General features: G+C 71.7%; 14 protein-coding genes. 2 read left to right on the forward strand and 12 right to left on the reverse strand.

All coding sequences use genetic code 11. The features are described from left to right. The first annotated feature begins 201 nt into the window (after positions 1-201). Complete coding sequence (locus QA861_RS32685; protein ID WP_334592245.1) at positions 202-4,077, forward strand: Pls/PosA family non-ribosomal peptide synthetase; 3,876 nt, start codon at positions 202-204, stop codon at positions 4,075-4,077. Positions 4,078-4,170: 93 nt separating this feature from the next. Continuing rightward, the gene (locus QA861_RS32690) at positions 4,171-5,565 is read left to right on the forward strand and encodes a M1 family metallopeptidase (protein ID WP_334592246.1); all 1,395 of its coding nucleotides are present in this window, start codon (positions 4,171-4,173) and stop codon (positions 5,563-5,565) included. 82 nt (positions 5,566-5,647) lie between these two features. On the opposite strand, the gene QA861_RS32695 is transcribed toward QA861_RS32690, so the two are convergent. The 12 genes from QA861_RS32695 to QA861_RS32750 all read right to left on the reverse strand — a co-directional run bounded on the left by QA861_RS32695 (position 5,648) and on the right by QA861_RS32750 (position 21,470). Beyond that, positions 5,648-6,529 carry a peptidoglycan-binding protein gene (locus QA861_RS32695; RefSeq protein WP_334592247.1) on the reverse strand — a complete coding sequence of 294 codons (882 nt, stop codon included), beginning with the start codon at positions 6,527-6,529 and terminating at the stop codon, positions 5,648-5,650. Next, on the reverse strand, positions 6,529-8,097 hold the full coding sequence (locus QA861_RS32700) for a DUF6519 domain-containing protein (RefSeq protein WP_334592248.1): 1,569 nt from the start codon (positions 8,095-8,097) through the stop codon (positions 6,529-6,531). Before QA861_RS32700 ends, QA861_RS32695 begins: the two co-directional genes overlap by 1 nt. Before the next feature lie 89 nt (positions 8,098-8,186). Then, positions 8,187-10,400 (reverse strand): hypothetical protein, encoded by a 2,214-nt coding sequence (locus QA861_RS32705; protein WP_334592249.1) that lies wholly within the window; start codon positions 10,398-10,400, stop codon positions 8,187-8,189. Continuing rightward, positions 10,400-14,242 carry a putative baseplate assembly protein gene (locus QA861_RS32710; protein WP_334592250.1) on the reverse strand — a complete coding sequence of 1,281 codons (3,843 nt, stop codon included), beginning with the start codon at positions 14,240-14,242 and terminating at the stop codon, positions 10,400-10,402. Before QA861_RS32710 ends, QA861_RS32705 begins: the two co-directional genes overlap by 1 nt. Next, positions 14,239-17,472, reverse strand: a complete 3,234-nt coding sequence (locus QA861_RS32715; protein WP_334592251.1) for a putative baseplate assembly protein — start codon at positions 17,470-17,472, stop codon at positions 14,239-14,241. Before QA861_RS32715 ends, QA861_RS32710 begins: the two co-directional genes overlap by 4 nt. Beyond that, positions 17,469-17,882, reverse strand: a complete 414-nt coding sequence (locus tag QA861_RS32720) for a GPW/gp25 family protein (protein WP_334592252.1) — start codon at positions 17,880-17,882, stop codon at positions 17,469-17,471. The genes QA861_RS32715 and QA861_RS32720 overlap by 4 nt, the downstream gene beginning before the upstream one ends. Beyond that, positions 17,879-18,217: a hypothetical protein gene (locus QA861_RS32725; RefSeq protein WP_334592253.1), complete on the reverse strand. Its 339-nt coding sequence runs from the start codon at positions 18,215-18,217 to the stop codon at positions 17,879-17,881. The genes QA861_RS32720 and QA861_RS32725 overlap by 4 nt, the downstream gene beginning before the upstream one ends. A gap of 18 nt (positions 18,218-18,235) precedes the next feature. Beyond that, entirely contained in the window at positions 18,236-18,772 is a 537-nt protein-coding gene (locus tag QA861_RS32730; RefSeq protein WP_334592254.1) for a phage baseplate assembly protein V, read from the reverse strand. 89 nt (positions 18,773-18,861) lie between these two features. Next, a complete protein-coding gene (locus QA861_RS32735; protein ID WP_334592255.1) occupies positions 18,862-20,001 on the reverse strand; it encodes a hypothetical protein in 1,140 nt (379 codons plus the stop codon). Then, positions 19,994-20,356: a LysM peptidoglycan-binding domain-containing protein gene (locus tag QA861_RS32740; protein ID WP_334592256.1), complete on the reverse strand. Its 363-nt coding sequence runs from the start codon at positions 20,354-20,356 to the stop codon at positions 19,994-19,996. Before QA861_RS32740 ends, QA861_RS32735 begins: the two co-directional genes overlap by 8 nt. An 11-nt stretch (positions 20,357-20,367) precedes the next feature. Beyond that, a complete protein-coding gene (locus QA861_RS32745; RefSeq protein WP_334592257.1) occupies positions 20,368-21,069 on the reverse strand; it encodes a hypothetical protein in 702 nt (233 codons plus the stop codon). Beyond that, positions 21,069-21,470: a hypothetical protein gene (locus QA861_RS32750; RefSeq protein ID WP_334592258.1), complete on the reverse strand. Its 402-nt coding sequence runs from the start codon at positions 21,468-21,470 to the stop codon at positions 21,069-21,071. Before QA861_RS32750 ends, QA861_RS32745 begins: the two co-directional genes overlap by 1 nt. Positions 21,471-21,524 lie beyond the last annotated feature (54 nt).

Raw genomic sequence — 21,524 nt, forward strand, 5'->3', positions numbered from 1 at the left:
AGGGCGTCGGCTCCGGCGCGGGAGCCGACGCCGCATCCCCCGTACAGCGCTCTCACCTGGCAGGCGTACTGGCGCGAGCCTAGTCTCGTACTAAAATTTCCGGCTTGTTACGGAACGGAGCTGGAGCCGGACAACCCCAGGCAGACCTGAGGGCCCTCGCCAGCGCCCCGGAGGTCTCCGGGAACGAGACGCGAGGACCTGATGGCAGCGCTACACGAGAGCAGTGCTCTCGGTCTGCTCGAGGACGAGATCCGCGAGCGGTTCGGCGACACGGCACGTTTCTCCGCGGGGCCCGCCGCCTCGCCGCGCACCCTCGTCGACGTGTTCGACGCCACCGTACGTTCGTACCCGAACGAGCCCGCCCTCGACGATGGCACCACCGCGCTCACCTACCGGGCGCTGGCCGTCGAGGTCGAGGGCGTACGACGCCGGCTGAGCGCCGCCGGGGTCGGCCTCGGGGACCGTGTCGGGGTCCGGGTGCCGTCCGGCACCAATGAGCTGTACGTCGCCATCCTGGCCGTCCTCGCCGCCGGCGCCGCCTACGTTCCCGTGGACGCCGAGGACCCGGACGAGCGGGCCGAGCTGGTCTTCGGCGAGGCCGGTGTACGGGCCGTCGTCGGAGCGGGGTACGAGATCACCGTTCCGGGCGCCCGCAGTGAGCTGCCCGCGCGGCGGCCCGGGGTCGAGGACGACGCCTGGATCATCTTCACCTCCGGCTCCACCGGGAAGCCCAAGGGCGTCGCCGTCAGCCATCGCAGCGCCGCCGCCTTCGTGGACGCCGAGGCCGCGCTGTTCCTCACCGACGATCCCGTAGGGCCCGGCGACCGGGTCATGGCGGGCCTCTCCGTGGCCTTCGACGCCTCCTGCGAGGAGATGTGGCTGGCCTGGCGCTACGGGGCCTGTCTGGTGCCCGTACCGCGCTCCCAGGTCCGTAGCGGCGCCGACCTGGGGCCCTGGCTGGTCGAGCAGGAGATCTCCGTCGTCTCCACCGTGCCCACACTGGCCGCGCTGTGGGAGCCCGAGACCCTCAACGACGTACGGCTGCTGATCTTCGGCGGGGAGGCCTGTCCGCCCGAGCTGGTGCAGCGGCTGGTGACGGAGGGGCGCGAGGTGTGGAACACCTACGGGCCCACCGAGGCCACCGTCGTCGCCTGCGCCTCCCTGATGACCGGCGAGGAGCCGATCCGGATCGGGCTGCCCCTGAACGGCTGGGAGCTGGCCGTCGTCGACGAGGCCGGGGAGCCCGTCGCCATGGGCGGCAGTGGCCAGCTGGTCATCGGCGGTGTCGGACTCGCGCGGTACCTCGACGCCGACAAGGACGCCGAGAAGTACGCGCCGCTCGAATCCCTCGGCTGGGAGCGCGCCTACCGCAGCGGAGACCTCGTCAAGGCCGAACCCGAGGGGCTGATCTTCCTCGGGCGGGCCGACGAGCAGATCAAGCTCGGCGGACGCCGTATCGAGCTGGGCGAGGTCGACTCGGCGCTCCAGGCGCTGCCCGGTGTCGCCGGTGCCGCGGCCGCCGTACGTACCGCCCGCAGCGGCAACCAACTGCTCGTCGGCTATGTCGTGACGCAGGACGGCTGGGACCAGGCCGCCGCCGTCGAGCGGCTGCGCGCCGAGCTGCCCGCCGCCCTGGTGCCGCTGCTCGCGCCGGTCGCCGAACTGCCGACGCGCACATCCGGCAAGGTCGACCGCAACGCCCTGCCGTGGCCGCTGGAGGGCATGGAGACCGGCCGCGCCGCCCAGCTGTACGGCACCGAGGCCTGGGTCGCCGAGCAGTGGAGCGAGGTGCTCGGCATCCCCGTGGGCAGCGCGGAAGACGACTTCTTCGCGATCGGCGGCAGCAGTCTCGGCGCCGCCCAGCTCACCACGCGCCTGCGGACGCGCTATCCGAGCGCGGCCGTCCTCGACATCTACCAGCAGCCCGTACTGCGCAAGCTCGCCCGGCATCTGGAGGAGTCCGCGCAGGACGACACCAGCGGACGGGTCATCGCGCCGGTCCCGCTGCGCGCCAAGGCCGTACAGCTGCTGCTGCTCGTTCCGCTGTTCACGCTGATGGGGCTCCGGTGGGCGGTCGCGCTGGCCGCCGCCGCGAACGCGCTGCACTGGTTCGGCGCCTATCCGTGGGCGCCGGCCACGTCGTGGTGGGCGGTGGCCGCCGGGGCCGCCGTGCTGTTCTCCCCGCCCGGGCGGCTCGCCCTCGCGGCCGGTGGGGCGCGGCTGCTGCTGCGCGGTGTGAAGCCGGGGCGGTATCCGCGCGGTGGCAGTGTGCATCTGCGGCTGTGGACCGCCGAGCGGCTCGCCGAGTTCAGCGGGGCGACCTCGCTGACCGGTGCGTGGCTGGAGCGTTACGCGCGGGCGCTGGGCGGCAAGGTCGGCGCCGACGTCGATCTGCACTCGCTGCCCCCGGTCACCGGCATGCTCAAGCTGGGGCGTGGGTCCGCCGTCGAGTCCGAGGTGGATCTGTCGGGGCACTGGCTCGACGGGGACCGGCTGGAGATCGGGCAGGTCAAGGTGGGTGCCGGCGCTGTCGTCGGGACGCGCAGCCTGCTCTTCCCGGGGGCGCGGGTCGGCAAGCGGGCCGAGGTGGCGCCGGGTTCGGCGGTCGTCGGAACGGTACCGACCGGGCAGCGCTGGGCGGGGGCGCCGGCCGTGAAGCTCGGCAAGGCCAAGCGGAACTGGCCCAAGGAGCGTCCGCAGCGCGGGCGCGCCTGGCGGGCCATGTACGGCATCACCGGGTTCGCGCTCACCGCGCTGCCGGTCCTGGCGGGCGCGGTCGCGCTGCTGGTCGCGGGCCTGTTCGTCGACCCGGACGCCGGGCTCGGGACCGCGCTGCGGGGCATCGCGCTGGCGCTGGTGCCGGCCACACTGGCGTTCGGTCTCGCGTACGCGCTGATGCTGCTGATCGCCGTACGGCTGCTGAGCCTGGGCCTGCGCGAGGGTACGCATCCCACGCACAGCCGGATCGGCTGGCAGGCGTGGACGGTCACGCAGCTCATGGACCGCTCCCGCGAGACGCTGTTCCCGCTGTACGCCGGGCTGATCACGCCGGTGTGGCTGCGGCTGCTGGGGATGCGGATCGGGCGCGGCGCCGAGGTGTCGACGGTGCTGGCGCTGCCGAGCCTGACGACCGTCGGCGAGGGCGCGTTCCTGGCCGACGACACGCTGACCGCGCCGTACGAGCTGGGCGGTGGCTGGCTGCGGATCGGGCGGGCCGAGATCGGGCGGCGGGCCTTCCTGGGCAACTCCGGGATGACCGCGCCGGGCCGGTCGGTGCCCGACGGAGGCCTCGTCGGGGTCCTCTCGGCCACCCCGAAGAAGGCCAAGAAGGGCAGCTCGTACCTGGGCCTGCCGCCCATGAAACTGCCCCGGTCGGCGAGCGGCGGCGACCAGAGCCGTACGTACGATCCCCCGGCGCGCCTGCTGTGGGCGCGGGCGCTGGTGGAGCTGTTCCGGATCGTGCCGGTGTTCTGCTCGGCGGGTCTGGCCGTGCTGACGGTGGCCGCGTTCAGTGTGCTGGGTGGATGGTTCTGGCTGGTGGGCGGGCTGGTGCTGCTGGGCGTCGGGGCTGTCGCCTGTCTGCTGTCCATCGTCGCCAAGTGGGTGCTCGTGGGCCGCCACCGCGCCGGTGAGCATCCGCTGTGGAGCGGCTTCGTGTGGCGCAACGAGCTGGCGGACACCTTCGTCGAGGTCGTCGCCGTGCCGTGGCTGGCGGGTTCCGTGCCGGGTACGCCCGTGCTGTCGGCGTGGCTGCGGGGGCTCGGCGCGCACATCGGCAAGGGCGTCTGGGTGGAGAGCTACTGGCTGCCCGAAACCGACCTGGTGACCCTGGGGGACGCGGCCACCGTGAACCGCGGATGCGTGCTCCAGACACACCTCTTCCACGACCGGATCTTGCGGACGGATACTGTGGTCCTCCGTGAGGGCGCGACGCTGGGTCCTGGCGGGATCGTCCTGCCCGGCTCAACGGTCGGGGCCCGGTCCACTCTGGGTCCCGCGTCGCTGGTCATGGCGGCGGAGTCCGTTCCCGACGACACCCGCTGGCTGGGCAACCCGATCGAGTCATGGCGTTCCTGAAAGCGGTGGGCGCGACTCGTTCGGGTACCCGGAGCGGGGGTGGGTTCATCTCCGGCACCACGTTCGAGCACATCGCAGGGAGCAGACTCAGCAGTGAGCGTTCAGCAGACAGTGGGTTCGGACCCGTACTTTCCGGCCAACGGTGACGCCCGTTACCGGGTGCACCGGTACGAACTCGCGCTGGACTACCGCCCCGGCCCGAACCGGCTCGCGGGCACGGCCCGTATCAACGCCATAGCGGGCCGGTCCCCGCTCGCCGAATTCCAGCTGAACCTGGGCGACTTCAAGATCGGCCGGGTGCGGGTGGACGGCAAGGCCGCCCACTACACGCACCGGGGTGGCCGGCTGCGCATCCGCCCCGCGAAACCGCTGCGGACCGGGGCCGCGTTCACCGTCGAGGTGCACTGGGCGGGCAATCCCAAGCCGGTCAACAGCCCCTGGGGCGAGATCGGCTGGGAGGAGCTGGAGGACGGGGCGCTGGTGGCGAGCCAGCCGATCGGGGCGCCCTCCTGGTATCCGTGCAACGACCGGCCCGCCGACAAGGCGTCCTACCAGATCTCGATCACCACACCGTCGGCGTACTCGGTGGTGGCGGGCGGACGGCTGCTGACCCGGACGACCAAGGCCTCCACGACCACCTGGGTGTATGAGCAGTCCGCGCCGACGTCGAGTTATCTCGTCGGGCTGTCCATCGGGAAGTACCAGACGGTGCTGCTCGGCGACCCGGGACTGGGCGGCGTGCCCCAACACGGGCACATTCCGGCCGAGTTGCTCCCCGAGTTCTCCCGGGACTTCGCGCGCCAGCCCGCCATGATGGAGCTGTTCCAGGAGCTGTTCGGGCCGTACCCGTTCGGTGAGTACGCGGTCGTGGTGACCGAGGAGGAACTCGATGTGCCCGTCGAGGCGCAGGGGTTGTCGCTGTTCGGCGCCAACCATGTGGACGGGGCCCGGAGTTCGGAACGGCTCGTCGCGCACGAGCTGGCCCACCAGTGGTTCGGCAACAGTGTGTCCATCGCGGACTGGCGGCACATCTGGCTGAACGAGGGGTTCGCCAAGTACGCGGAGTGGTTGTGGTCGGAGCGGTCCGGGGGGCGTAGTGCGCAGCAACTCGCCGCGGTGGCGCATCGGTTGCTGTCCGGGCGGCCGCAGGATCTGCGGCTCGCGGATCCCGGGCGGAAGTTGATGTTCGACGACCGGTTGTATCAGCGGGGTGGGCTCACCGTGCACGCGGTGCGGTGCGCTTTGGGGGACGACGCGTTCTTCCGGATGCTGCGGGGGTGGGCGGGGCTGCATCGGGGTGGGTCGGTGAGTACGGCTACGTTCACGGCGTATGTGTCCCGGTTCGCCGGGGAGCCGTTGGACGAGTTGTTTGCCGCGTGGCTTTTTGAGGGGGCGTTGCCTGCGTTGCCCTTGCAGGGGGCGTCGGCGGCGGGGGGAGGGCCGCGGGCGCCTGCGCGGCCCTCTTATCCGCCGTCTTCCAGTGCGTAGTGGGGTACGTGCGGGTGCGTCGTGGCTTGTCGCGCAGTTCCCCGCGCCCCTATCGGGCGCGACACCTCGCCGTGTCTGGAAATCAGCTGGTCGGCACCTTTAGTTTGTCCCAGCTTGTTTTGCCTGGGATTCCGTCCGCGTCCTTGCCCCTGTAGTTGAGTTTGTGTTGCCAGGCCGTGTAGGACTTGCGGTCGGCCTCGGTCCATTCCGGGCCGGGGCCCTTCTCGTAGCGCCCGCAGCCCTCGGCCACCAGGCGCAGGCCCATGGCGGTGATCAGCGGGGACTTCTGGCCGATGCGGAAGAAGCCGGCTCCGGGGAACGGCACGTAGGACGGCCTGGGCGGGGTCGGGGCCGGGTCGGTGTCCTGGCCGCCGCCTGCCAGGCGTTCGCGGATACGGGCCCGCATGCTGTCCATGGTGAAGCCGCGCGGGTCCACCTTGCCGGGCTGCCACTCCTTGTGGCCGATGACCGAGCGCTCGCTCCAGCCGTGGTGGCGGCAGATCGCGGCGGACACCTTTTCGATGGCCTCTTTCTGCGCCTCGGGCCAGGGGTCCGTGCCGTTGCCGAGGTTGATGCACTCGAAGCCGTAGAAGTGGCGGTTGCCGTCGGTGTCGGCCTCGTTGTCGACGGGCAGCTTCGACTCGTTGATCACGGCTCGCAGGACGTCGTTGTCGCCGAGCCCCGCGTGGTTGGCGCGGCCGTTGCCGACGAGGTGGATGTGGCCCTGTTTGTCGATGACGCCGTGGCAGAGGGGGCCGGGCAGGTTGGCGTAGCCGTCGTAGCAGATGTCGACGGACGCGTCCGTGCCGGAGGTGACGGTGTGGTGGATCATCACGCCGTTGACGGGGCCCCAGGGGCCTTTCGCGTTGCGGTTGTGGGTGCGCCAGCTGCGGACCTCGTGGACCGTCAGGCCCTCCGCGCGCAGGATCTCCAGCAGTTTGGACGCGCTGAGCGGGTTCGCCATTACTTGTCTCCGTCCACGGCTGTCTCCGCTTTCGCGGTGGTCTGGGACCTCCCGTGGGAGGGATCGGCGTCCGCCGCCTGTTCCTCCCGGCGGGCCTGTTCCTCCGTCGCCAGGGCCGCCTCGTCGGCCGCGGGGATACTGCTCGCCGCCCACCCGAAGGCGCGGCGGAGGTCCACCGTGCTGCCTTCGCCCCTGACCAGGGCCAGTGGGGCGTAGGAGCGGACGATGCCGGCGGGCGCCTGGAGGAGGGGGCGGCGGGCCCGGTCCACCGGCCATTCGACGCTGCCGGTGGCGGTGCGGGCGGGGATGAGCCAGTGGTCGCCGGTCGTGTAGGTGGCGCCCTTGGCGAAGTAGACCTCGACGCCGTCCTCCAGGGGCAGCCACTCCCCCTCCGTGACCGGAACGGCTCCGTCACGGAGGGCGGTCGTACGGCCCTTGCGCTTCGTGCCCTCGTGGTGGTCCCAGCGGCGCAGGAACGGGTTCAGCTCAGGCAGGCGGCCCACGCCCGGCTCCGGTTCGCCGGAGAGACGGACCCGGCGCCCGGGAAGGTCCAGTTCCTCGACGCGGAGCAGGGGCAGGGGTTCCAGACGGGAGGAGTACGCGCTGTCGGTGAACTCGACGCGGTCACCGACGTCCAGGTCGAGCTTGCCGTCGCAGCCGAGGGACGCCAACTGGACCCACGTACCGTCGAGTTCGTCGACCGGGAGGACGACGGAGCCGTTCTCGCGAGACCACTTGAAGCCGGCGTCCTTCGCCTCACCCCCGTCGTGGATCTCGACACGGTAGAGCTGGTTCTCTGGGCCCCGGTAGCGGGCGTCGGGCCTGACGAGACAGGGGTCCTCGTCGGCGTGGTCGGGGCGTTCGCTGCGGGCGGCGAGGCGGGCCGTGGGGGTCGACTGCTTCAGCGCCCAGCGGTCGAAGGCGGCGCTGACCACCGCCGTGGACGGCTCGGACTCGTCGATGTCCAGCGCGGCCAGCGAGAGCGGCAGTACCTGCCAGACGACCTTGACGCGGGCGGCGGTGTCGGGCAGGGCGGCGCCGAGGGCGACCTCGCGCAGCGCCGGGTCCTCGGCGGCCGTCACCGAGCGCTCCCACACCTTCAGGTACACGAGGAAGGGCGACTGTGCGGGCGAGGGCAGCCGGTCGCCGGGCCTCTCGGGGTCGCGGAAGCCGTCGGGCTGGTCCCAGTAGGTCCAGTACGTGGACGGCTGGGCGCTGTCGGGCGCCTGGTCCGGGCTGTCCGGGGCGTCGTCGTCCAGCGGTACGGGGGTGCCGGGGGCCGTGCGGTCGGCGTCGAGGAGGATGCCGTTGACGTAGTACCGGCCGCCGTGGATGTACAGGGTGTCGATGTCGTGCCTGCCGCCCACGTACTCGATACGGAAGCCGGCCGACTCGCGCGGTCCGCCGTGCGGTCCGATCAGGTCGGCGGCGAGCCTACGGGCCTGGTGGAGCTGGATCGCCGCCTGTTCGTTGGCGTCGGCGTCGAGCTGGACGCGGCCCTGCTGAGCGATGACCGACGAGTAGTGGCGGTCGGGGCGGAAGGTGAGTCGGGAGAGGTCGGCGTGCATGGAAGGGGTCCCCCAGGTTCAGAAGTGAGAAGTAGGCGGATTCGCGGGGTCTTGACGGGTGCCGGATCAAGGCGGCCCCGGGTGTCGGCTCAGGTCACGAAGAAGATCCCCGCGTCCGTTCCGGCGGGCGTGTACTCCGCGAGCCGGGCGCGCAGACCGTCCTCGCGCTGCGGGCGGTACAGGTCGTGGAAGGCGCCCAGTTCGGCGCCGTCGTCCGCGCCGCGCCGGATCTCCGGGGCCATGGGGGTCCCCCCGCTCGAGCGAAGCCGAGAGTGGGGGAGGTCGGCCAACTGGCCGTACCAGGGCGTCCCGTAGCGCTGGGACACGAACAACGGTCGTACACGGGCAGCCTGTTCGGGCCCGACAAGGTCCGGCTGGCAGCGGTGTCGGCGCGGAGTACGGGACCCGGTGGGAACGTACGAGTAGCGCAGACCTCCGATGCCGCGCCGGGCGACGTGCAGCCGGCCGGTGAAGATCGAGTTCTCGGCGACACGTACCGCGTGGGTGTGGATCTCGCCGATGACGGTGGTGCGGTGAAGGTGCAGGACGGCATGCGCGTGACGGCAGTCGGGGGCCGACAGGGCCTCGCGGTCGTCGTCGGTGGCGTCCAGGACGCTGTCGCGGAGGTGGATGTCGAGGGGGTCCTCGCTGACCTCGTCGCCGATGACCTCGATGGTGCCGAGGACGCTGTGCTCGATCTGCAGGCAGGCGGTGGTGCGTTCGAGGACGATGCTCGGTTCGTCGGGCGAGTGCGGGTCGCACTCCGGCTCCAGCGACCAGCCGGGGACGAGCGTGGAGTGCCGTAGGACGACGGCGCCCATCGGGCCGGTGACGTTGATGCCCCGGCCCGCGACGAGGAGCCCGTCGAGGGTGATCCGGGGGCGCTCGTGCGGGGCGCAGTCGTCCGCGACGGCACGGATGTTGAGGGCGTCGGGGCGGTTGCTGTACCAGTCGAGAAGGCGGATCACCGGTCGGGTGCCTTCGGCGGCGCGCAGTTCGAGACGGTCGCCCGGGTCGAGGTCGAAGTCCAACTGCTCCTGGTAGGCGCCGCTGTGGGTGATCTCGATGATGCCCTCGGGGCCGGTGCGGTCCGCCCGGCGCTCGTGCTGCCAGGCGCGGTAGGCGTCCATGATCTGGCGGTACGGCTGTCCGGGGCCCACCCGGTAGAAGTCGGCGTCGGGACGGGCCTCGCGGTCGGCCCGCTCGTACTCGCCGCCGCCCATGTCGGCGCCGAACGCGTAGTGGTGGTCGACCCAGACGCCCTGCCGGGGTGCGGAGCGGGCGCCGAACGCGATCCGGCCCAGCTCGGGGTCCACGGCGACCTGGCCGCGCTTCGGTCGGTAGCGCCAGTCGGACAGGTCGGTGACCACGAGGTCGGACGGGGGTACGGGCTTGTCCTCGCCGTCGCGCCGGATGACGAAGCTCTTGCCGGGGCCGTAGTAGTCGGTGAGGCGGTCGTGGAGGAGACGGCGGGTGATGAAGGCGGGCACGTTGTCGACGGCGGCACGGTGAGTGGGGGACGGTTCCGGGACCGGCTTGGTGACCAGGGGGCTGTCGTTGCCGAGGATCGAGAAGGTGTAGAGGTTGCGGGCGCGGTCCACGCAGTACGCCGGGGAGCGGGTCAGCGAGTACGCCTTGAGCCGCCAGACGAAGAGAGCGACTCCGGCGGGGGTCCACCCTCCCTGCCTGCGCGACGAGTTGGCGCCGCGTACGTCGACAGTACGGGCCGCCGTGTCGAACGGGCCGCCGGCGAGGGCGAGCGCGGAACTGTTCCGCAGGTCGAGGAGACGGCCCCTTCCCGTGTCCCGGTGGAGTTTCACGGACTGGTTGTGGGCGACCAGACGCGACAGTTCGACGGCTCGCGCGGGCCAGTCGGCGACCTGCTCGGCGATCTCCTCCAGGAGGTGCAGGGTGCCCTTGCGACGGCGGCCGGCGACGGTGGCCGCCACGTCGGCGCGCGGGGCGATCGCCTCGGCGAGCGCGGCCCGGCCTCCGTCGTGCAGGCCGGTGGTGAGGACGCGTTCGTAGCCGGGGAGGGTGCGATAGCCGACCAGGTCACCGAGGTACGGCAGCACCCAGGGGGCCGCCGTCTCGACGAACAGATCCTCGTAGCCCTGCTCGACACCGTCGCGCACCCGGTCGAGTTGCTCGGCGATCACCGCGAGCAACGCGCGCAGCGGTTCGCCCTCCTCGGCGTCGCGCAGAAGGTGCCAGCGGGGCAGCAGGGCGGCGAGGCCGTCGGGCTCCCTGGCGGTCCCCTGGGCCGTGGTCTCGAACTGGACGTCCGTCGGGTTCGCGGCCATCACTTGACCTCCGTGAGTATCAGGGTGTCCGCGGCGCGCGGGGACAGCAGGGCGAGCTGGGCGGGGCGGATGCCGCGGAAGACGTACACCGTCCGGCCCTTGGCGAGGCGCCGGGTGTCGGTGATGTCGGGGTTGAGGCGCAGGAGTTCGGCGAGCGGGATGCCGTGACGGGCGCAGACCGACGACAGGGTCTCGCCGTCCGCGTTCCGTACCGTGTGCGTCCTCTCGTCGTACGTCGCCGGGTGCGCCGGGACCGAGGGCCTCGGCGTGCCGGGGTGGGCGAGCAGCTCGGTGAGCTGGTCGGGGGTGGTGGAGGCGGGGACGCCGGTGAAGACGTCGACGTCGATGTAGTCGACGCCGGGCACGGTGTGGGCCGTGGCGAGGACCTCGGACAGCCGCGCCGGGCGGGCCAACTCCCGCCCCTCGTAGCCGAGTTTGCGCAACAGGGCCTGACGCAGGCGTGGCTCGACGAGCTCCCAGGAGTGGTCGGGGGCGACCTTGACCCTGGCCGCGACGAGGAGGAGGACGAGTTCGCGGACGTCGACGCGGACGGCGAGGCCCGAGTCGCCGTACTCGGTGAGCGCGCCGCGCAGGGCACGCAGGATCTCCGCGTCGTCGGCGATCGGGATGTCGTCCGTGCCCGCGACCGTGACGTGCAGGAGTCTCCGCCGTCCGTCGAAGAGTTCGCGTGCGGTGGCGCGGCCGACGCCGGCGCGGGAACGGGCGAAGTCCTCGTAGTCGCTCTCGGATACCAGCCGGTCCAGGGCCGACACGGCGAGCGGGATGGTCCGGCGGGTCAGGCCGGGCCCGTCCGCGTCCGAACCACCGGTCGCGGGACGGGGGTTGGTGACCTGGCTGACGCCGAGCGGGCGGGTGAGGGGCTGGGTGATCCGGTGGGCGGCGGTGTTGGCGGCCTTTCCGGTGCCGAAGCGGTAGCGGGCGCGGACGTTCTCGTGGCCGGTGGGCAGCCGGGCGCCGTTGACTCCGTCGCCGAAGGTCACCGTCGTACGGCCGTCGGAGGTGGTGCCGGTGATGTGGACGCGTTCGCGCGGGCCGCGCCCGGCGAGGCTGTCGACCTCGTGCCAGCGCAGACCGTCGACGCGGATCTCCAACACGGGTGTCGCGCCCAGGGGGTTGTCGTCGGCGAGCCAGGTGAGCGGCGACTGCCAGAGCGCGAAGGTCTGGTTGACGCGGTCCGAGTCGCCGCTGCCGATGGCCTCGTCGCGCCCTTCTCCGTGCGTCGCCTCGACGACGTTACCGAGGATGCTGACGCTCTCCCGGCGGTAGCGGTGGGTGAGGTCGGCGGTCAGGGTGAGCCTGGTGTGGACGTGGTCGCCGGGGAGTTGGGGGTCGACGGCTGGATCGGCGGCGGCGAGAGTGACGACCTCGGTGGCCCGGACGCCGGTCACGCCGGGGATGTCGGTGCGTTCCCCGGTGACGATCAGGGTGCGGCCCGCGCGCAACCCGTCGTAGAGCTGGGCGAGTTCGATCTCGTTGCCGTGCACGTCCTCGCCGAGCGGTTCGTCGGCCAGGCTCAGGGTTCCCCCGGCGGCGTGCACCGTGGTGTCCCGGATGTGCGAGAGCAGGACGTCGAACTCGTCCAACCACGGGTCGGCGAGGGTGAGTTCGGTGCCTCGGCCGGTGATGCCGTAGTTGGTGTAGGCGGCCGTACGGGTGGCGACGACCTGCGTGGTGACGAAGGCGAGTTTCGGGTCGCCGGGGATTCCGCCCTGCACTCCCTTGGCGGGGCGCTGGATCGCGACCCAGCTGCCGACCGTGATGCCGGTGTGCACGGTGTCGAGCTGGAGGAGACGGTGGTTGACGGGCTGTGGCTTGCTCGCGATGACCACTTCCACGTTGGGCTCGGTGGAGCCCAGCGTGTAGCGCAGGCTCACCTCGTACTCCCCGTGGGTGAACTGCTCGCTGACGCCCGGCCGCAGGGAGATCTCCTGGCTGGTGCCGTTGTGGATGGCGACGGTCACCAGTCCCTCGTCGTCGGGCCGCGACACGAACACCGTGCGCCCCGGCAGCCCCGAGTGCAGGCGGGCGGTGACCCCGGGCTGCTGGGGGTCCTGGCCCGCGCGGACGGACAGGTCGACCTGCCCGGTGCCCAGCGGGAAGCTGACGAACTGCGGGACGGGCAGGTTCTCGGCCCGCTGGTCGGAGCTGCTGCCCTCGACGTACTGGAACTCGGCCCTGACCGGAACCTTGCCCGCCGTGTCGAAGACGACTCGCATGCTCGTGAGCGCGGCGCCCGTGAGCGGCCAGTCGGCGGTACGGATGACCCGGCCCCGGTCGTCCTGGACCGGCTTGAGCGGAGCGGTGGCGCCGAAGGGGGCCGTGGTGACCCGCAGTGCGAGCAGTTCACGCAAGAGCTGGGGCGCACCGGGGACGGCGGGCGCCGCGGTGCGCCACGCCGGATAGAGGCTGGCGAGACCGGGATGAAGAGCGGAAAGAAGCCGAGCGGCGTCCCCACCGACCCGCTGGACACGAGCACCACCGACGGCAGCGGGCACCGAGCCCCGCAGACCGGGCAGAACAGCGGCCAGAGCCTCAAAAGCAGCAGCACGCGAATCGCTCTTAGGGGGCGCGGGGAACTGCGCGACCAGCCCCAACGGCGCAGCACCCGCCAGACCACCTACATCGGCACCCCCTTCCGCGCTCCGAGCAGGCGCCAACTCAAGGGCCCGCGAACCGAGTTCACCCAGCACCGCCTGCAACTGCTCGAACCACCCCGCCACGTCCCCCCACGGAGTGGCCAGCACCTGCGCCTCACCGAGGCGGTCAAAGGGCTCGGCAAGCCGCGCAGCGAGCTGCTCCGGAGTCTTCACACCGTCCAGGTCGGAACGGAGCGGGGCAAGAACCTGGTCGTCGAAGTCCTCGATCAGGCGACTCACCGGACGCGGGTTGGGCACCTCCGGCGTCGGCGGTTCGTCGCCGGGCTCGCCGGGGGTCGCGGGCTCAGCGGTCCAGCGGCGGACCTCGTCGACAAGCTCCTTCAGCGTGGCCGGTGCCGACGACGGCAGGGAGATGGCCGTGATGTCCTCGTCCCGGTCGACGCGTGTCTTGGCGACCGGCAACAACAGGCGCTCACCACCCGCCTGTTCACCGAAGACGAAGAGCAACTGCTCACCGGTGCGCAGGGAGTTGACGGTGCCCTCGACGAAGATCTCGGAGCGGGACTCCAGATCCTGCGGGGTGAGCAGGGAGGGGCGCCGACGGCGGACCTTCAGCTCGTTCCAGTCCCAGCGGGCCGTCAGGTCACGGCTCGTCTCGAAGGTCTGCGACTGCTCGTCGGCGGACGCGGGCACGCTGTTGCTGCGCGCCCCGCGAGGGATCAGCACGGGCAACGCCTCGGCGCGCGGGTCACGTTCGAGGGTGTACGCGAGATGGGTGGTGGCGGCGACTCCGGGGCGTGGCCGGTGGCCGACGAGCCGCCCGAGCAGGACGAGTGAGCGGTGCTCGTTCGCAGTACGGACATAGGCCTCGTCGGCGATCCGCTCGGAGTGGAAGGTGAGCAGGTCGCTGAGGACGGCGGTGGCGTCGAGCAGGCCGATCGCCGGGTCGTCCGGGGTGCGCACCGTGAGGCCTCCCCCAGCCTTCGGCCGGGGGGACCCCCATTTCGCTTCGCTCAGGGCCGGGTACGCGGGTGAGGCGAGCCGGTCGAGGAGGGCGGCCAGGAAGCCGCCGTATTCGTCGACGCGGTAGTCGAGGGCGGTGCGGCCGGGAGGGTTGTGGAGCGGGGCCGCGGCGAGGCGCTCGTCGTGGCCGGGGCGGCAGGCACCGCCGCAGGCGCAGTCGTCGGCGAAGTCGTCGGCCGGGAGGGTCGTGTCGGTGGTCATCGGGCACCTCCAAGAGGCGTCAGGGATATCGCCAGGAGGCCGTTCTCCGGCCGGTCCGGATCGTTGTCGCAGGTGGCGATCTCCAGCGGGCCGAGCCGCAGCACGCCGTCCTCCCTCTCTCCTCGGTCCTGCTCGAACAGCCGCCGCAACCTGGTGACTTGGACGCCCTCCACCCCGGGTACGGCGGCGGCGACAGCGACCAGCCGACTGAGCCGGACCGGCTCGCCGAAGGTCAGGGCGTCCGGGTGGAAGAACCCGAGCCGTCCGCCCGGCAGTCGGCCGGCGCCCAGGACGCGGTACAACTCGGCCAGGATCTGCCCGTGTTGATGGCCCGGCGCGGCGCACACGGTCAGGGCGAGGTCCAGCGGCACGTGCCGGGCGGGGCCGACGACGAGGTCGTGGCCGATGCGCCGGTACGCCTCCAGGGCCTGGGCGACCGACGCGAGCAACTCGGGCAGGGGTGCGCCGGTGCCGTACGCGTCGATCGCGAGGTGGGCTTCCTGGGTGCTCCCGGTCCAGCGGATCTCGGCGGCGGCGCGCTGGACGCCGGGGAGGGCGGTGGCGAGGTCCGCGTAGTCCTCGGCGGTGACGGCACGCAGTCGGGTGCGGCGCAGGTCGAGCGGCGCCAACTGGCGTACCAGCTCCACGGGTTCGGGCTCGGTGCCACCGACGGCGGGCAGCGGGTTGCGGACGACCGCGACGGGCGGCGGCAGGCACTCCCCCGGCGTGTCTCGGTGGTTGACGGCCCGGGGGTTGACGATCTGGTGGTCGACGACCAAATGGCTGATGGCCTCGGCGCCCACGTTGCCCGCGCTGCCGCCGCCGAGGCGGTAGCGGGCGGCCAGCCTGGTTCCCGGGACGGGCCGGGCGCCGTGCCTGCCGTCGCCGAAGCGGAGCGCGAGCCGTCCGTCGTCCTCCAGTTCGCCGACGAAGTGCCGGTCGCGGGGGCCGCTGCCCAGCAGATCCCGACGCGGCCACCAGCTGTCGTCGCCGCCCTCCAGCCGTACGGCGGGCAGGGCGCGGCGCGGGTCCTGGGTGAGGGCGGCGGTCGCGGAGCCGCGCAGTACGGGTTCGTCGGGGTGGAGTCCGGCCGCGTACGCCGGGCCCCAACTGTGCGCGATCTCCCAGGCGATGTGCCCGTCGAGGACGGCCCCGGCGCGGGCCCGCGCCGTGAGGATCTCGACGCGGCGCAGCTTGCCGTCGAGCAACTCGTCGTTCCGGTGGAGGAGTTCCCGCAGGGCGCGCACGGGATGGAGGCGGAGTTCGAACCGTTCCAGCACCTTCAGGCTGTACACGACGGCGAGTTCGGCGATTTCCTCGTCGCCGAGTCCGTCACGGTCGCGGGCGCTGCGCCACAGTTCGACGAGGCGCTGCCGTACCCGCCCGGGAATGGCGGCGATCCGCTCGGCCTGTCCGGCGGAGACGGTCACCGGGTCGGGGAACGGCACCGCCTGGGCGATCGGCGCCCGTCCGAGGAGCGGCCGGAAGCGGGGTGCGATGCCGGGGTAGGCAGACTGTGCGAGCAGCGTGCGCAGGGCGGCGGCCTGGGCGTACGCGGTGCCGGGCACGACACTCCCCCAGCCTCCGGCCTGGGGGACCCCCATCTCGCTTCGCTCGTGGCGTTGTCCGGCGCTTTCGAGGCCGAGTCCGGCGCGGGTGGTGGCGGCTTCGCCGAGTACGTCGAACAGCTCGCGGATGTCGTCGGCCGTCAGCGCCTGCCCGCTTTCCGCCTTGCTCGCGAGGGAGTTGACGAGTCGCGCGGGCGCGTTGTCCTCGGTGCGGTCGGCGCAGCCGAAGGCGGGAAGGTCGCAGGGGGCGACGACGGCGGGTACGGGCGGCACGGTGAACGTCTCGGGGAGTCCGTCCCCGGGAAGGGAGCGGCCGTGGTCGACGAGGACCACGTTTCCGCGCGCCAGGGTCACGTCCTCGACGGGCAGACAGTCGCGTCCGGCGCGGGCGGTGAGGAAGAGCGGGAAGCGGAGGGCGTCCTCGGCCGCCCAGGTGACCTCCAGGACCGGCTGGTCCTCGATGCGGTCGAGGGCGGGGGTGACGGAGGTGAGGCGGACGGCCTGGCGGTGGGCGGGGTCGGCGTCGCCGGGGGTGCCGGTACGCGGGCCCTTCACCTCCTCCAGGACGAGCACGTCACCTGGCCTGAGGTCGAGTCGGCGGTCGCGGCAGGTCTCGGGGTCCTGCCACTCGTCGCGCAGGGTGACGGCGGTGGCGCCCTTCGGGAGGGCGCACACCTCGCCGCCCCAGGTCCACAGCCGGATCGCGTTGTGGGCGACCCGCAGCTCCAACGGGTCGGCGGCGAGGACCGGTTCGAAGACCTCCACCGAGCCGCGCTCGTCGAGGTCGGCGAGGTCGCGGTCGTCGACGACGGTGCCGGGTTCGGGCCGGTCGTGCGGGTCGAGGCTGCGGACGTCGACGGAGGCGAAGCGGAAGGTGCCCGGGGCGAGCGTGTGGTCACCGGCGGTCTCGACGGTGACGTACGCCCGGGCGGTGCACCCGTCGTGCATCGCGTAGTCGATGAGCCGGACGTGCCGGCGTACGGAGACGCGGCGGCGGGCGGTGTCGAGGTAGGCCTCGGTGGCGACCGCGTCCTGCTGGTAGCTGATCTGGTCGCCGGTGTAGGCGAGGAGTTCGACGAGGGCCACGCCCAGGTCGGCGGGGTTGCGTTCGACCCAGTCGGGGGTGGTGAGCGCGAGCCGGTCGAGGAGGAGCTTGCGGATGGTGTCGTAGTCGCGGGCGGTGTAGTCGACGACGGGGGCGGCCGGGAAGACCCGCTCCGAGCCCGCGCCCGGCTCATCTCCCGCGCTGTCGAAGGGTGTTGGACGGTCGGGCCGGAAGGAGAAGAGAGCGCTGTGGTAGCGCTGGTCGAAGCCGCGGTAGGGCTGGGTGCCCGGGCGGTCGTACGGGTCGGTCTCGACGACGGAGAGGCGGTAGCGCGAGGTGTCCCCGGTCTTGTCAAGGGTGACGTACAGCCGGTCGTCGAGTTCCGGGTCCTCCTCCCGCTCGACGCTCACATCGACGGCGGTGATGCCGGTGACCCGTCGGCCGCCGTCGACTCGGATGTTCTCGGGACACAGGCCGTGCGGGGCCTTGCCGAGGAAGGTGACGGTGAGCAGCAGCCCGTCGTCGCCGACCTCGACGGCGTCGACTCCGTTGAGCTGGGCGGCCCTCACCTTGGCGCGCCGAGGAACGGCGACGCTGTGACTCCGGTCGGTGCTCATACGGCGGCCCGCCCTTCGAAGACGTCGTCACGTCGGGTGCCGGTGGCGCGGACGACGTACGAGAGATGCACGCGTACGACGTTGTCCTCGCCCAACACGTCGAGGGCCAGCACGTCGATGAGGTCGCCGAGCCAGCGCTGCAGCGCGGCCTGTACGGAGAGTTCGAGCGTGCTGATCAGTTCCGGGCTGCTGGGCGCGAAGACGAGTTCGAGGAGTCCGCAGCCGAAGTCGGGGCGCATCACGCGCTCGCCGGGGCTGGTGAAGAGGAGTTGCTCGACCAGGTCGTGGACGTGCTCGCCGTGACGGGCGTGCGCGGTGCGGCCACGCCGGTCGGCGCGGAAGGGGAACGCGATGTCGCTGCGCGGGCTTGTCGAGATGCTGGTGGCGCCGGGGCGGGTCGGGCGGCTCATCGGACGGTGACCTTTCGCTGCGCGGCCTGGACGACGGGCGGTCCCTGTGGGACGAGGCCCGAGGTGAAGCACTGGGCCGCGGAGGTGTCGAGGAGCGCGGGCGCGCCGTCGACCAGGACGCCGGTGTCGGCGGCGGTCCAGCGGACCGAGACACAGGGCGTGGGCACACCGTCGACGGTGTGCGGGCAGCCGGTGACGACGGTGTGGGCGTACGCGGCCGTGACGGCGACCGCGCCCGCGACCCGTACGCCGCCGGAGGGTGTGGAGGCGGCGCTGACACGACCGCCGTGCGGGCAGCCGATCACGGCGCTCGCATCGAGCAGACTCCCGGACACTTCTTCGTCCCCCGTCTTCTATCGCTTCGAGAGCACGGTCAACTGGCCCTCGTTTATGGTCACTTGATCGCCGCTCAGCAGGACCTCGGCGCCCGCGCCGTTGGCGATGACGATGGCTCCCTGGGTGATGCGGATGTAGGCGCCGCCCTGGGCCTGGAGGAGGATCCCCTGCTCGACGCCGGGCGTGTCGTTCATGACGAGCTTGTGCGCGAGGGGTGTCTGCACGACGACCGGCTTGTTGACCGCGTCGGCCTCCAGCTCGCGGCGCGCGTCGGGCGGCAGTTCGTCGGCGGTGCCCCACCAACAGCCGGTCCAGATCGGGAAACTGGGGTCCCCCTGCTCGAACTCGACCCACACCCCCGTCCCTTCCTTCGGCACCACGAAGTGGCCGGACTCGGGCCCGGTGAACGGCAGACAGGGCAGCGCCCACGTCGACGGCTCGTCGCCGAGGACGTCCGGAACCTCGACGGTGAGACGTCCGATGCGCAGCGGGTCGTTGTTGTCGACGACCCGGCCGCGGAACTTGCCGAGGTAGCGATTGCTGGGTGCCGCCATGCTGAACTGCTCCTGGTCTGGGGTCGGGCTCTGGGGTCTGGCGTCTGGGGTCTGTTACGGGTACCGCGCGGTTGGCGCCGGGGGCCGGGTCAGGGCCGGACGTAGTCGCTCTGCGCCTCCAGTCCCTCCCTGGAGAGGGTGAAGTTCTGCTGGTACGAGCCCGGGCGCAGATGGTGGGTGACGGACTTGACGAAGTAGTCGCCGTCGTACGCCCGTCCCGAGCCGCGTACTCCGACCAGCTGCCGGGGCTGGAGGATGTAACCGTGCCGGTTGACGTCGAGGGAGCCCGAACCGGAGACGACGTCGGCGGAGACTGCGGCGCGGGCCAGCAACTCCGCTTCGGCTTCCGCCCGTTGCTGCTTGGCCGTGCCGGACAGGGTGCGGCGTTTGAGGGCCGGGGTGGGCCGTTTGCCCAGCGGCGGGCGCAGCGGGCTGATCGGCGGCTGGGGCAGCAGCGTGGACAGCCTGGTCCCCGGGTCCTGCCAGCGGGCCTGCGGTTCCTCGCGCGCCGTCCCGTCGTAGGCGAAGGTCAGCTGGTCCACGGTGGAGTTGGCGTCCATGTTGACGTTGAGGGCGTGCTGCCGGATGCCGAGGCGCACCTCGGGACCCCAACGCGCTGACGACTGGCCGGGGTTGGGCCCCGGCTCCAGATAGAAGGTGTAGCCGTTGGCGCGGGCGAGTTCGGTGACGTACTGGAGGTCGGTGCCGGTCTGGTAATGGACGCGGAGGTCCTGGTGCGGTGGCTGGGCGATCTTCTCCGTGTAGACGTCGGGCCGGATGCCGTAGTCGGAGTACTGGCGCAGGATGGCGAGGACGCGCTCGGAGGGCGGGAGGTTGGGGTAGCGGGCGGTGCGTTCCTCCAGGTCGAGGAGGAGCGTCAGGTCTTCGCCGGTGAGGGTGAGGGTGGAGTGGCCGGGCTGGTTGCTGGCGCCGACCTCGTGCCGGACGATCAGGCCGTCGAACAGCACGTCGGGGATGCCTCTGACGGCGACGGTCACGATGAGGCGGGTCTTGGGGTCGAAGAACCCCTCGGGGAGGAGCCGTCGGCTGATGATGCCGTTCTTGGTGAGGTCGAAGGCCAGCTGGAATCCGCTGCGTTCGCCCGCGGTCGCGGTGATCTGCGCGGACAACAGAGCCTGGGTGACCTCGGCGGGGACGGGCTGCACGAGCTTGGGCCCCATGAGGAGCGTGATGTGAACGGGGCCCTGCCCCACCGGCAGATCAAACACGCCGGTCACCTCGCGGAAGCCCGCCGTAGGTCGGTATGCCGATGATGCGACCGGCCTCTTCGGTCAACTCCCGTGGGTCGAGTACGGGGTTGGCGTCGGCGATCTGCCACCACTGGGCGGGGTCGCCGAAGTAACGCTGGGCGAGCAGGTCGGGGCGCTCGCCGGCACCGACGGTGTGCGGGTGTGTGTCGTCGTGGAGGGGAGGCAGCAACCGCCGCTTGGCGTACCGGACTTCGGTCCCGTCGGCCTGACGGTGGACCCCGATCTCGGCGTCGTGATACCGACTGGTGCGCGGATAGGGATGAGCGCCCGGAATGGCGTCCAGGGCGTTCTCGTACGGTTCGATGTCGGCCATGGTGATCTCCCTCAGCCCCTTCCACTGAACGCGCCGACGCCGACGCCGATGCCGCCGAGCCCGAGCGCCCCGAGGCTTCCGCCCCGGGCGGCAGCGGCGAGCTGTTCCTTCTGAGCGAGGTGCGCCATGTAGAGGTCGGCGCCTCGGTGCCCGGCGGGCAGGTCGCTTACGGTGAGGATCTTCATGCCGATACCGAGGGAGGCCCGGATCGGATTGAGGTTCACGTCGAACGCGGACTCGTTGACGGACAGCTCGGTCAGCCGAACAGGCATGACGCGCTTGCTCCCCCAGGTGAACAGGGTCAACGGCATCTCGATCGGGCTGATCTCGATGGTCCCGCTCTGCGCGAGGCGGCTCGCGGCGCGCAGTTGGGCGGTGGTGGGCTGCACGAGCATTTCGAGGGTGGCGAGCTGGGGGTGGATACCGTCGGGCGCGGCGATCTCGAACTGGTCGGTGGCATCGATCTCGGCGGTGAACTTCCAGGTCTCCTGCGCGGGCCCCTTGAGCCGCAGAGCCTCGTTCTTGTCCCCACCACCGGCTCCGCCGCCACCTCCGGAGTCGGCACTGTCACCGGCGGTCTGGGGGGCGATGCTGCGCTCCAGGGTGTCCGGGTTGAACTGGAGGACGATGATGCGCTGGGGGGTGCCGGTGTCGGGGTTGACGACAACTATTCCGGAGCGGATGGGTTTGGGGATGTCGGGGTAGCGGGTCATCAGCCCTCCTGCCGGGGGCGGCGGCTGGTGAGGAGCCGCACAGCCTGTGAGTTGGCGACGACTTGCCCCGCGGCGCCTGCCGGCACGGCCCCGCCCCGGGGATCCTCCGGCTTGCCCACCCAGTGCTGTACGGCCTCCAGCGGCGTCATTCCGCTGTCCCTTGACCGCTTCAACCGGCCTTGCCATGCCCCAGTGGCGTTCCAGCCGATGGCGCCCAAACCGTGCATGGGAAAGAAGTTGGCGGCGTCGTCGCTCGCGGACTCCGACGCCCACAGAAATCCGATCAGCTGTCCGTTCAGAATCACCGGAAAGTATCTGACGGGACTTTTCGAAACACCGATGAATTCCTCGCGTTCCAGCGTGAAGGGGCTGAGGTCACCGAACTCGGTGGGGCGCCCCATGGGTGGTTCATTCCAATGGTCCGACAACATGTACTCCGATCCTGAAGGGTGCCT

Origin of the sequence: Streptomyces sp. B21-083 (genome assembly GCF_036898825.1) — a bacterium.
Classification (GTDB): Bacteria; Actinomycetota; Actinomycetes; order Streptomycetales; family Streptomycetaceae; genus Streptomyces.